Here is a 13,101-nt window from a genome sequence, read left to right on the forward strand (position 1 = left end):
AATTACTTCTTTCCCCATAAATAAGCTACATCTACTGGTCCATTTTCTTGATTAGAAGCAAATACTATCTCATATTCTCCAGTGTCATATATAATAGTCCAAGCCCCTTCCAAAAGTTCTGATACTTCATTTTGCTTAGGGGTATTTTCGTGTGTTGGTATGCCTAATACTGATATGATTTGTTTGAAATCCATACCAAGCCTTACATTAAAGACTTCCTTGTTTTCTTCAAATACTCCTATACATTTTACTTTGTCATGAATTATTTCACCCTTATCAATTTCTGCTCCAGTAAAAAATATAGTTTTTTTGTCATCATACTTGAAGTATAATCCACCCATAAAATACTCTGATTCATCAGCAATTCCCCACTTTTCAATAATCATATCAGTAGAATCACCTACTGCGATGTCTATACCATCCATTATCCCCTCATATGCTAACTCTAATAATAGATTTTTCTCATGAGTAACAGGAATGATATCTTCCTTTACAACATATTGTTCTACTATTTCTTTCGTCCCATCCTTTTTTATAGCCCTTACTTCTACATCCTTTACATTACTAAGAGCATACCAACACCTTTTATCCCCTTCAATATTAATCATTGTTGCTAGAGTATCTCCAGCGTACATTTCAGAAATACTATTATCATCAATTGCACCAAAATAAATATAGGGTGGTTTATTCATTGACTCCCACTTAATAGGACTTTGCCATCTTGTTCCTCTTGTTTGTCTCCACTCCCAATTACCATTTTGTTTTTCATAATATGCAATATAAAGAGTCTCCTCTTGGTCTTTATTCTCTGTAAATATAGCAATAGCATCCTCCTCATGTGCAACTTTGAATTCATTATGGATAAGTGAATATGCGTAATCTTTTTCCTCTTTGTGCATTTCTTTCATAGTTTTATGAAAATAATCATCAAATGTAGTCTTCTTTAAGCAGCCAGTTAATAGTGTTACACAAATTAGCAGTATACAAATAATTTGCTTTTTCACATCATCTCTCCTCTCAAATAATCCTTTATTCATAATATACTATTGTTAGAAGATTGATGTGGTGGATACTATATATTCTTTTTCATATAATATCTTTTATGTCCCTCAGGACAATCTTCTAATACACCAAAAACTTCATATCCTTGCTTAAGATAAAAATCTTTTGCTTGAAAATCAAAAGTATCTAAATGGACTAATTTACACCCTTTATCTTTAGCAATTTTCTCTACTGCATTTAATAGTGCAGAGCCATACCCTTCTTTCCTACAATCTTCCTTAACCCACAATATACTTATATATAAACAATTCCAGCAATATAATTCACTATTGATTCCCGCTAATACCTCTCCATTTAATCCCTTTATAACTCGATTAACTGAGATAAAAGTTGGTTCTTGAGTAAAAGGTACATTTAACAAATTGTATTCATATATACCGTCATCTACTAAATTTGATTCTTCCTCTGTGCTTTTTTCAATAACAAAATTTTGCATATAAGATTCCTCCTAGTATTACTAATTTATAAATAAAACAACAGCAATTTTAATATCTGTATCCTCCTATTTAAACACTTTTTTGTTCACTATATGCCATTATCTTTCAACCTATTTATTCTTGATTTTCTTGTAGTAATGCAATATTTTAGCATACTTATAAGTGAGACAAGTATTAAAACATGTAGCACAATATGATATAAATCAGGTATATAAATGTTAGAAGATGGTATTAACTTTATAGTATTAGCAAAATAATTCATTTTTCCTATTGAAGGCCCAAATATAGTGAAATACCAATGTGATACGAATTGGGCTGTAAACCATATGAAAAGCCAACCCGTTAAAAAATATTTCCAAACCCTCTCTTTGAAAGCATACAACATAAATAGTACTAAAAAGATAAGAAAAAATATGCCATCCTCTTTATAAGATCTTGTAACCAGAATATGTTTGTAGATACTTATTCCTGTCATATCTAAAAAAAACCAAAATAATAAGCATAAATTTGCAATTAAACAAGTTCTCCTGTTCATATTACACCTCTCTTCATTAAACTAAGGAATATTCTAATTGACAATCACAAGGTTCTTCTGAAACTAATCTATCGTTATATTCCAGGGCTTCTACACATCCGATTTTCTTATAGAAATTCTGAGTTTCTTCTGATGAATGTGCGGATATATATAATTTCTTTGCGTTATTTTCTTTAGCTTTATTTGCTAAAATTGAAAATAACTCTTTACCAAATCCCTTTCCTCTTTGTTCATAAGATATATGAATACTTGAAAGTTGTAGATATTCATTATTTGAACCAAAAAATTCATTTTCCAATGATCCAAATCCTATTAACTTATCTTCATAAAAAGCACCTACTACAACCCCACCTGTATTCACAGTATTCTTTAAACATTCAACTAAAAAATTATATTCATTTATACTCCATTGTTCTGTAAAAACAATATCTTTTAATATCCATTGATTATCTTCTTTACGCCAGCATTTTTTTACTTCTTGGTATCTATTAAATTCTTCAAATAACTTTGTCTCTATTTCATGCTCTTTTAATTCTCTAAACTCATAATTAGACTTAGCAGAGAATTCCTCTTTAAGCAGACCATAAATATACATATCCTTACACTTTCCAGTAACTTCATGACACTCATACTGACGAAGATATCCTTCCTCTTGAAAACCGAATTTTACCAACAGTTTTTTTGAAGCAGTATTTTCTTTACAAAAAAATGCTTGAATTCTAGTTAATTCTAGTTGGTTAAAGCCTAGATTCAATACTTCTTGCATTGCTTCACTCATAATACCTTTTTTCCAATACTCTTCTGATAATTCATAACCAACTTCTGCTCGTTTTCCTTCAAAATTATTTAAAAATATAGTTCCAATTATTCTATTAGTTACTTTTTCCGCAATTGCAAAACGAATAATCCATCCTTGTTCAAATCCCTTATTCCATATCTCGATAATTCTATCAGCATGTTCAACTGATTCAGGACCATTCCAGTCAAGGTATTGATGTAAATTTTCATTTTTATAATACTGAAATAAATCATATGCATCTTCGGACTTCAATTTTCTTAGATTTACTGTTTTAGCTTCTATAGTTGGTATATCTTGAAATATTTTAACTAAGTTCATTATTATCTCCTTTTGTTTGCTTTTTCATTTCCATGTTTGAAATTACCCGTAACTTTAGCCATAATTAACTGTGATTGCAAGGTATCCGCTCCTTGCATTTTAGCTAAAAATTTTTCACTCTCTTTCCCTTTTAGTATCATAACTTGTTTATCGTACCAAGATATAAACACCTTATTATCCTTTGATACTCTATAGGAAAAACATTCTTCCTTAAGTCTGTTGCCCTTATCTATATTATCCAACTATTTTCCCCCTAAATAAATTTAAGTCCAAACATAAAGAAGCTTCCCTGTTGTTTGTTGTTTGAACCCATCCTATACCTATTCTACAAATATCCTTAAATTCCTTCTTTTCCCAGGAAATAAATTTCGACAAAAGCAAAAAAGCATCCAATCTTTAAATTGAATGCTTATCCTATTAATTATCTGGGACACAACTCCTGTCCCTTATATAAATATCTTTACAGCCCTATCTAATATCCCTGTTAAGTAGGCTAATACTATTCCATAATTAGTTATAGCTACATTTTGATCCTCACATATCTGTATCCTGCTAAGCATGCTCCTTTTATTTAACATACAGGAACCACAGTGAAGAACTAAGTCAAAGCTTTCCAAATCATTGGGGAAATCTTCTCCCATTTTGAAATGAAAATCAATTTCTTTTCCTATATGCTTAGTCAATAGATTTGGAATCTTGACTCTTCCAATATCTTCATGAGAAGTGTTGTGAGAGCAGCTTTCCATTATTAGAATCTTTGGTTTATCCTTTTCTTTCAAGCTCTCAATTTTAGCTACACCATCTAAGAAGGTATTTAAATCTCCCTTCTGCCTTGCCATCAATATGGAAAAGCTTGTTAGATTAATATTCTTTGCTACTATTTTATCTACTTCTTTAAATACTTGTGAATCTGTGATTACCAGATCTATGTCCTTTATATCCTCTATTGCTGAGTATAGCTCAGTGTCTCTGACTACATAGGACTTTATTCCATGGTCTAGTGCATCTCTAAGTAATTGTACTTGTGGCAAAATAAGTCTTCCCTTTGGTGCTTCTGCATCTATAGGTACAACCATTACTACTTTTCCACCGTAAGGAATTATATCACCTATCAAAGTCTCTTCAAATGCTTCTTCTTCAAGATTATGTATCAACTCTTCCTTTAAGGCATCTATAGTATCCTCTTCTCTTGAAGATACGAATATTACATTTTTCCATCTTTTTTCTTTTTCTATCTTTTCCATAATCTCCTGCAATTTCTCTTTTGAGACCATATCAATTTTGTTGATAACTGTAATATATGGTATCTGTTTTCTTTCTAGTTCTTGAGCAAACTCCTCATAGAAGATTTCATCCATATTATCTAATGACATTACATATATGGCATAATCTGCCTTGTCCATAGTTTTCAAAGTTTTCTCTACTCTCAAATCTCCTAGCTGCCCATCATCGTCTAAGCCTCCAGTATCTATAAATACTACAGGTCCAAAGGGAATTAACTCTACTGCTTTAGATACTGGGTCTGTTGTAGTGCCTTTAATATCCGATACTAAGGATACATCTTGTCCGATGATTGCATTCATAATGGATGATTTGCCTGCATTTCTCTTTCCATAGAATACTATATGTTTTCTGTTTCCTTTAGGTGTATTGTTCATATATACTCTCCTTAATTACAAGTATAGGTCCCTTTCCCCATCTTTAATCTTTTCTATTTTTTCTAGGACTAATTTTTTTATATCTTCTCTTTCAATCTTCGGAATTTCTCTTTCTATAAGTGCACTTACAGTTTCTTGAAGCCCTTTATCACCATAATCAAGGGAATACTCTAGCAAAGTCATAAGAGCATTTGGTCCACATACATTTTGTATCTGACCGGATTTAGCTAATTGCATAAATCTATCACCAGTTCTTCCCATTCTGTAGCAAGCTGTACAATATGAAGGTACATGTCCACTATCTATCAGCTCCTTGATTACTTCAAAAGGCTTTCTATTATCGGATACTTCAAATTGGGATAAACTCTCTTCCCCTTCTTTATATCCTCCTACACCCGTACAAGAGCCAGCACTTACTTGAGATACTCCATATTCAATTACTTCTTTTCTCATTTCATGACTTTCCCTGGTAGATAGAATTATACCCGTAAAAGGAACCGCTAAGCGGATAATGGCAACTATTTTTTTGAACTCATCATCTGTTAATAAGTGTGGAAATAGACTTAAATCCATACCCTTAGCTTTTTTTATTCTTGGCACAGAAATAGTATGGAAACCTACTCCATATTGTTTTTCCAAATATTCATTATGAAGCATTAAGCTCAATACTTCAAATTTATAATCATATAGACCAAATAAAACTCCACCACCTACATCGTCTATACCACCTTCCATTGCTCTATTGAAAGCAGTTAAATGGTAATCATAGCTTGCCTTTGGTCCACTTATATGCATTTTTTCATATGTCGGTTTATGATAGGTTTCTTGAAACAAAATATAAGTACCTATACCAGCTTCTTTTAGTTTCTTGTAGTTATCTACTGTTGTTGATGCTATATTTATATTAACTCTTCTAATTGCTCCATTATCATTGTGAGTATCATACACAACCTTTATTGCTTCTAATATATAATCTATATCACAGTTTTTAGGGTCTTCTCCTGCCTCTAGTGCTAATCTCTTGTGACCCATTTTTTCCAATATCTTTACTTCTTCTTGTATTTCTTCCCTAGTTAGTTTCCTTCTACAGAAATCATTATTTAAATTATATCCGCAGTAGGCACAGTTATTTACACAGTAATCACTTAAATAAAGAGGTGCAAATATTACAATCCTATTGCCATAGATTTGCCTTTTTATTTCTCCTGCTATTTTAAATATTTCTTTTAAATCTTCTTCCTCATTTGCTTGGAGCAAAATAGATATGTCCTTGTGAGATAATCCTCTCTTCAGTTTTGCTCTCTCTAATACTTCTCTAATATCTTCATTTGTAGCATTTTTTCCTTCTTCTAATAAATTATAAATGTAATTATGATCAATCATTGCCTTTCCCTCCATTTTATATGGTCTCCTCTAGACATGTCTACGGAAAATCCTGAGGATACTATTCTATTCTCTATGCAGAGTCTGCATTCAGCTGCTTCATCACCAGTACATATCTTGCCATCATATAGGGAATATTTTTCCCTTACATTTGTAGGTGATAGATTTGGCATGACTACATTTCCTCCTGCTTTTATGCCCTGCTCTCTACCAAGGGGATCTATTGTGCCTAAGGCAGTAGTTGCAGGTAATAGGGAATATGGTAATAGTAATCTCAGTAGAGCAATCATTGTAGTGGTATCTTCAACTGTTCCCCCTTGATCATCCCTATATACGGTATCCTTGTGAGGAATAAAAGGGCCAATTCCTATCATTTCAGGGTCTAATTCTTTTAAAAATACAAGATCCATTGCTAAATCTGCTTTGGTCTGTGAAGGTATCCCTACCATAAATCCAGCCCCTATTTGATATCCAATCTTTTTAAGATTCCAAAGGCATTCTATTCTATTTTCATAGCTTGAATTAGTATGTATCTTTTCAAAAAGCTCTTGACTTGCTGTTTCATGTCTTAGTAAATATCTATCTGCACCTGCCTTATAATATCTTTCATAGGATGCATATGGTTTTTCTCCTATGGAAAGAGTTATAGCAGTATCTGGATATTTAGATTTTATTGCAGTAATCATCTCTACTATTATATCATCAGTATAATAAGGGTCTTCTCCACCTTGTAATACAAAGGTTCTATAGCCAAGCTTGTAGCCCATTTCACAGCAATATAGGATATCCTCTAAGCTCAGTCTATATCTATCTACATTTTTATTTCCAGCACTAATCCCACAATATTTGCATCTTTTATTACAATAGTTTGTAAATTCAATTAAACCTCTCATAAAAACCTTATCTCCGTAGGTCTTCATTCTAGTGTCATGGGCTTTCTCTATGAGATATTTTTTATGAGATTCATCTATATTCTCCAAAATATACACTAGATCTTCATAGTCTAAATTATTTGTCTCATATAACTTATCTATTAGTCTTTTTATCTTCATTGAACTAACCTCTTCTTAAGTTATTTGGAATACTATAATTGGCAATACAGAAGAAACTTCCATACTGCCAATCCTTTAAGTCTATACCCAAAAGGTACCTATTCAATTAAAATATTTTAATTATAAATTAGGCTTTAGATTCTTCCTTTTTGTGTACATGCAATAAATCATGTCTATCCTTTAACATTCCTTCAAATAAGGATGTAACTAAAGGATTCTCTTCAGAACTCTTAATATGAGATCTTCTATCTAATTTGTATAATCCCATTGATCTATTAGCCCTCATTTCCGCATCCTTGATTAAGGATACTGGTTGACCTCCACCGCTTACACAGCCACCTGGGCAAGCCATTACTTCTACAAAATGATAGTTCTTTTCTCCTGCTTTTATTTGCTTCACTAGTTCAGCTGCACTTTGTAATCCGTGTACCACAGCTAATCTTACTTCAGTTCCGTCAACATCAAACGCAGCTTCTTTAATGTTTTTCAATCCCCTTACTTCTTTAAATAATACATCCTTTACATTATGATTTGGTTTATCCTTTAGAAGTCTTGTAACTACTGCTTCTGTTACTCCACCAGTTGAACCAAATATAACTCCAGAACCACTTGCCAATCCAAATGGCATATTAAAGGATTCATCTTGCAATTGATCAAATATAATTCCAGCTTCCTTTATTAAAAGAGCTAATTCTTGAGTTGTAATAACTACATCAACTTCTCTAATACCATCATGCTCAAATTCTTCTCTAGCTGCTTCAGCTTTCTTAGCAGTACAAGGCATTACTGAAATAACCACAGTTTCTTTTCCATCTTCTTTATCCTTAGCCTTGAAATATTCCTTTAATACAGATCCAAACATTTGTTGAGGTGATTTACATGTTGAAATATTACCTACTATTTCTGGGAATCTATTTTCTGCAAATTTTACCCATCCTGGACAGCATGAAGTAAATAGTGGAAGATCCCTTCCTTCTGTAAGTTTTTCAACGAATTCATTACCTTCTTCTATAACTGTCATATCTGCTCCAAAGGAAGTATCATAGACTTCATCTACACCTAAAAGCTTAAGGGCAGCAACTATTTTTCCTACAGTTATCTCTCCTGAACTCATACCAAACTCTTCTCCTAAGGCAACTCTTACTGCTGGAGCAACCTGTGCTACTACTCTCTTTGATTTGTCATGAACTAAATTCCATACTTTATCGTTTTCATTCTTGATTATTATAGCTCCTGTTGGACAAACAACTCTACATTGACCACAGTTCACACAATTTACCTCTGCAATATCTCTGTCAAAGGCTGGTGAAACTGTCATGTTTGAACCCCTATGTGCAAAGCTCAAAGCTCCTACTCCTTGTACCTCTTCACATACTCTTACACAGTCTCCACAAAGTATACATTTGTTTGGATTTCTAACTATACTTAAGCTTGAAGTATCTATTGGAAGCTTCTCAGTCAGCTCTTCAAATCTAATTTCTTTTATTCCAAATCGTATAGCCAATTGTTGGAGATCACATCTTCCTGTTCTATCACATGCTGTACAATCTCTATCATGTTCAGCTAATAATAGCTCAAGGATTGTTTTTCTATATTTTCTTAGTTTTGGAGTATTTGTATATATCTCCATCCCATTCTTTGGTAATTGGGAACAAGATGCAAAGGTATTTCCACGAGTATCTTCAACTATACACATTCTACAAGCACCATAAATACTTAACTCTGAATGATAGCAGAATGTTGGTAAATCAATTCCTGCTTTTCTAACTACTTCTAATACATTCTTTTCATTATCATATTCTACTCTTCTACCATCTATTATCATAGTACCTTTCATAGTTTAAGCCTCCTTTATGGCTGCGAATGCACAAGACTCAATACAAGCACCGCATTTGATACATTTATTTTGATCTATTTTATATATTTCTTTTATCTTACCGTCAATAGCTCCTACTGGACAAATTCTACTACATTTACTACAACCTCTACAAAGCTCTGGGTTAATTTCTATTAGCTTTAGACCTTGGCAAGTTTTTGCAGGACATCTCTTGTCCACTACATGAGTTAAATATTCGTCTCTAAAATACTTCAATGAACTAACTACTGGGTTTGCAGCTGTCTTACCTAGTCCACATAAGGCAGTATCTGTAATTGTGTCAGCCAGTTCTTCAAGTAGTTCTAGATCTTCTACTTTTCCTTTTCCTTCTACAATCTTCTCAAGTATCTTAAGCATTCTCTTAGTACCTTCTCTACAAGGAACGCATTTTCCACATGACTCATTTTGAGTGAAATTCATAAAGAATCTTGCAACTTCTACCATACATGTATCTTCATCCATTATTACCATTCCACCAGAACCTATCATAGCTCCTGCCTCTGTTAATGAATCGAAGTCTAATGGCATATCTAAATGTTCTTCTGTTAAACATCCACCAGAAGGTCCACCTATTTGAACAGCCTTAAATTTCTTATCATCAATTATTCCTCCACCTATGTTGAATATAACTTCTCTTAATGTAGTACCCATTGGTACTTCAATAAGTCCTGTATTTTTAACATTTCCTGTTAAAGCAAAAGCCTTAGTACCTGGGCTGTTTTTAGTACCATAGGATTTATACCATTCTGAACCATTCATGATTATATGTCTAACATTTGCAAAAGTTTCAACATTGTTTAAAACTGTAGGTTTTCTCCAAAGTCCTTCTTCTACAGTTCTCTTTGCCTTTACTCTAGGCATTCCTCTTTCCCCTTCAATAGATGCAATAAGAGCACTACCTTCGCCACATACGAAAGCACCTGCACCTTGATTAACATGAAGATCAAAGCTCAAACTTGTGCCTAAAATATTCTTACCTAATAATCCAACTTCTCTTGCTTGTTCTATAGCATTATTTAATCTTGCTACAGCTAATGGATATTCTGCTCTAACATATATATATCCCTCAGAAGCTCCTGTTGCATAGGCTGCAATAGCCATTCCTTCAATAATATTATGTGGGTCTCCTTCCATTAGAGATCTATCCATAAATGCGCCTGGGTCTCCCTCATCACCATTACAGATTACATATTTAATATCAGATGGATAAGAAAGTACTTGAGCCCATTTTGCACCAGTTGGATATCCTCCGCCTCCTCTTCCTCTAAGGCTTGAATCGGATACCTCTTTACAAACTTCCTCAGGTTTCATTTCAGAAAGTGCCTTAGCAAGGGCTTGGTATCCACCAAAAGCTATGTATTCTTGAATTGATTCTGCATCTATATGTCCACAGTGTTCTAGTACAACTCTTGTTTGAGATTTGTAAAATGGTATTTCTTCTTGCATATGAAAAACCTTATCTCCTGATTTATACATAAGTCTTTCAACAGGCTTTCCTTCAACTAAAGTTGAATTCACGATTTCTTCGCAATCCTCAACCTTTACTTTTAAATATAAAAATTTATCTGGCTCTATTCTAACTAATGGACCAGCTTCACAAAATCCATGACATCCAGATTTCTTGATTCCAATTCCATCACTCTCTTCATATAATTCAACATTAGCTAATATACCTTTTTCTTCTATAAGTCTTTTTATTTCATCATAAACTTCTAATGATCCTCCAGCAACACAACCTGTTCCACCACAGACCAATACTTGCTTAGTTTGTTTATCTAAGGAATTCTTATATCTTTTGGAAATATCTAAAAGTTCTTGAACACTATTAATTTTCATCTATGCTTCCTCCCTTAATGTATTTAGGAGCTCAACTGTAGTTTCAGGAGTCATTTTCCCATAAACCTTATCATTAATATTTAATACAGGTGCAAGTCCACATGCTCCAAGACATGAAACAGTTTCAATAGTGAAAGATAAATCATCAGTAGTATGCTTCTTTTCATTAAGTCCTAATTCTTTGTACAAAGCATTAAGTATAGGTATGGATTTTCTAACATGACATGCAGTACCATCACAAATTTTAATAACATATTTACCCTTTGGTTCCAATGAGAAGTTCTCATAAAATGTTGCAATACCATAGATTTTAGAAGGACTAATATCCATCTCTCCAGCTATGTACTCTAATGCTTCCTCTGGTAAATACCTGTACTTTCCTTGAATTTCTTGTAAAACGGTAATAATTGAAGATTGATTTCCTCCAAATTTTTCAATAATTGGATCAATTATGTCTCTCATTTCTGCAGTAATCATAAAAATACCTCCTATGCTTTGTATTATTTGTGAATAATTTAACCCTTATTTGCATAAATAATATATGCATTTTTTAAATCTTTACTGTATAACTCTAATCCTGTCAAAATCTGTTATTAAGTATATTGATAATATTATGTCTATTTTTATGATGTTTTTCCGTCGAATTGTAAGAATATTCCGAATGCAGAAAACTCCGTTATCATCTTATTCCAACAGATTCAGGATTTATCCCAGCAATTTATATTTTACCAAATTTTTAACAATAGTCAATATACTTGCCACATATATTTGTAACTTATTGAAACTTTTTTACACAAATATTTTTATAGAGACAATAAATCCATTAAATTCTCCTATACTTTATTGTTTTTATTTTAACAAGTCTTCTCAGTACTCCACTACTCTGATAAAATAAATACCCTAATGGATATTTATATCCATTAGGGTTTTCCTATGCTAAGGCCTGCTCTATATCATAAATTATATCTTTTACATTCTCTAATCCAACAGAAATTCTAACCATGCTTTCAGTTAATCCAAATTCAGCTAATCTTTCCCTTGGATATCCTCTATGAGTAATAGCTGCTGGAAGTTGTACTAAGGTCTCACAATCTCCTAGACTAACTGCTAGCTGGGCTAATTTCAAATTATCTACAAACCTACTTGCAGCTTCTAGCCCTCCTTTAACTTCAAAGCTTATCATTGCACCAAAGCCATTCATCTGCTCTTTTGCAATATTATGACCTTTGAAGTCTGCTAATCCAGGGTACATTACTGATTCAATCTTTGGATGCTTATTTAAGAAATTTGCTACTGCTATGGCATTTTCCTCATGCTGCCTCATCCTTACACCTAAGGTTTTTAATCCCCTAAGGAGTAGCCATGCATTAAATGGACTCATTACCCCTCCAAATTCACACATATATCCAAACTTCAAATGCTGAACATAATCCATATCCTTGGCTACTGCAACTCCTCCAACTACATCTCCATGACCACAGATATATTTTGTGGCACTATGTACTACTACATCTGCACCAAGGAGTAATGGGTTTTGAAAGTATGGTGAAGCGAAGGTATTATCTACTACTAGCTTAATATCCTTTTCCTTTGCAATATTTGAAACTTCCTTTATATCTATAATAGATAGGTCAGGATTTGATGGAGTTTCAAAATATATAATTTTAGTAGCATCATCTATACTATTTCTAAGCTCATCCAAATTAGTTAAATCAGCTATTTTATAATTAATATTATATTTAGGTAATAGCTCAGTGACTACACTATAGGATGAACCATATAAAGTCTTGTGGACTATAATGGTGTCATTTGGTTTTAGTAAAGAAAATATAACTGAACTGATAGCTGCCATACCTGAAGCAAAAGCTACAGCACCTACTCCATGTTCTAGTTCTGCCATTCTATTTTCAAATAACCTTAGAGTAGGGTTGTTTCCTCTTGTATATACATAATCATCAGATTCAAAAGACATTACCTTATTTGCATGTTCTATATTATCAAATACAAAAGTAGATGTCTGAAATATAGGTGGATTTAGAGCATTACTTGGATTTTTCCCATTGCTTCCTGAATGTATTGCTTTTGTATCAAATCCTGTCATTGCATGACCTCCATTTTAATTATTTAAAACGGCAAGATTTCTCT

General features: G+C 32.8%; 11 protein-coding genes. All 11 read right to left on the minus strand.

The window, feature by feature from the left end:
• Positions 1 to 2: 2 nt before the first annotated feature.
• Positions 3 to 1,004 (minus strand): DUF4309 domain-containing protein, encoded by a 1,002-nt coding sequence (locus RIN63_RS09290; protein ID WP_310444448.1) that lies wholly within the window; start codon positions 1,002 to 1,004, stop codon positions 3 to 5.
• Positions 1,005 to 1,072: 68 nt separating this feature from the next.
• The gene (locus RIN63_RS09295; protein WP_310444449.1) at positions 1,073 to 1,498 is read right to left on the minus strand and encodes a GNAT family N-acetyltransferase; all 426 of its coding nucleotides are present in this window, start codon (positions 1,496 to 1,498) and stop codon (positions 1,073 to 1,075) included.
• A 552-nt stretch (positions 1,499 to 2,050) separates the two neighbouring features.
• A complete protein-coding gene (locus RIN63_RS09300) occupies positions 2,051 to 3,151 on the minus strand; it encodes a GNAT family N-acetyltransferase (RefSeq protein ID WP_310444450.1) in 1,101 nt (366 codons plus the stop codon).
• Positions 3,152 to 3,153: 2 nt separating this feature from the next.
• A complete protein-coding gene (locus RIN63_RS09305) occupies positions 3,154 to 3,393 on the minus strand; it encodes a hypothetical protein (RefSeq protein ID WP_310444451.1) in 240 nt (79 codons plus the stop codon).
• Between the two features lie 204 nt (positions 3,394 to 3,597).
• Positions 3,598 to 4,809 (minus strand): [FeFe] hydrogenase H-cluster maturation GTPase HydF, encoded by a 1,212-nt coding sequence (gene hydF / locus RIN63_RS09310; RefSeq protein ID WP_310444452.1) that lies wholly within the window; start codon positions 4,807 to 4,809, stop codon positions 3,598 to 3,600.
• 15 nt (positions 4,810 to 4,824) lie between these two features.
• A complete protein-coding gene (gene hydG, locus RIN63_RS09315; protein ID WP_310444453.1) occupies positions 4,825 to 6,192 on the minus strand; it encodes a [FeFe] hydrogenase H-cluster radical SAM maturase HydG in 1,368 nt (455 codons plus the stop codon).
• Positions 6,189 to 7,244 carry a [FeFe] hydrogenase H-cluster radical SAM maturase HydE gene (gene hydE / locus RIN63_RS09320; RefSeq protein ID WP_310444454.1) on the minus strand — a complete coding sequence of 352 codons (1,056 nt, stop codon included), beginning with the start codon at positions 7,242 to 7,244 and terminating at the stop codon, positions 6,189 to 6,191. Before hydE ends, hydG begins: the two co-directional genes overlap by 4 nt.
• Before the next feature lie 127 nt (positions 7,245 to 7,371).
• Positions 7,372 to 9,081 (minus strand): [FeFe] hydrogenase, group A, encoded by a 1,710-nt coding sequence (locus RIN63_RS09325; RefSeq protein WP_310444455.1) that lies wholly within the window; start codon positions 9,079 to 9,081, stop codon positions 7,372 to 7,374.
• A gap of 3 nt (positions 9,082 to 9,084) precedes the next feature.
• Positions 9,085 to 10,956, minus strand: coding sequence for an NADH-quinone oxidoreductase subunit NuoF (locus RIN63_RS09330; RefSeq protein WP_310444456.1), 1,872 nt, complete (start codon positions 10,954 to 10,956; stop codon positions 9,085 to 9,087).
• Complete coding sequence (locus RIN63_RS09335; RefSeq protein ID WP_310444457.1) at positions 10,957 to 11,433, minus strand: NAD(P)H-dependent oxidoreductase subunit E; 477 nt, start codon at positions 11,431 to 11,433, stop codon at positions 10,957 to 10,959.
• A 454-nt stretch (positions 11,434 to 11,887) separates the two neighbouring features.
• Complete coding sequence (locus RIN63_RS09340; RefSeq protein WP_310444458.1) at positions 11,888 to 13,057, minus strand: PLP-dependent aspartate aminotransferase family protein; 1,170 nt, start codon at positions 13,055 to 13,057, stop codon at positions 11,888 to 11,890.
• Between the last annotated feature and the right edge of the window lie 44 nt (positions 13,058 to 13,101).

The sequence above is a fragment of the Tissierella sp. genome, assembly GCF_031460495.1.
GTDB lineage: Bacteria > Bacillota > Clostridia > Tissierellales > Tissierellaceae > JAVKTS01.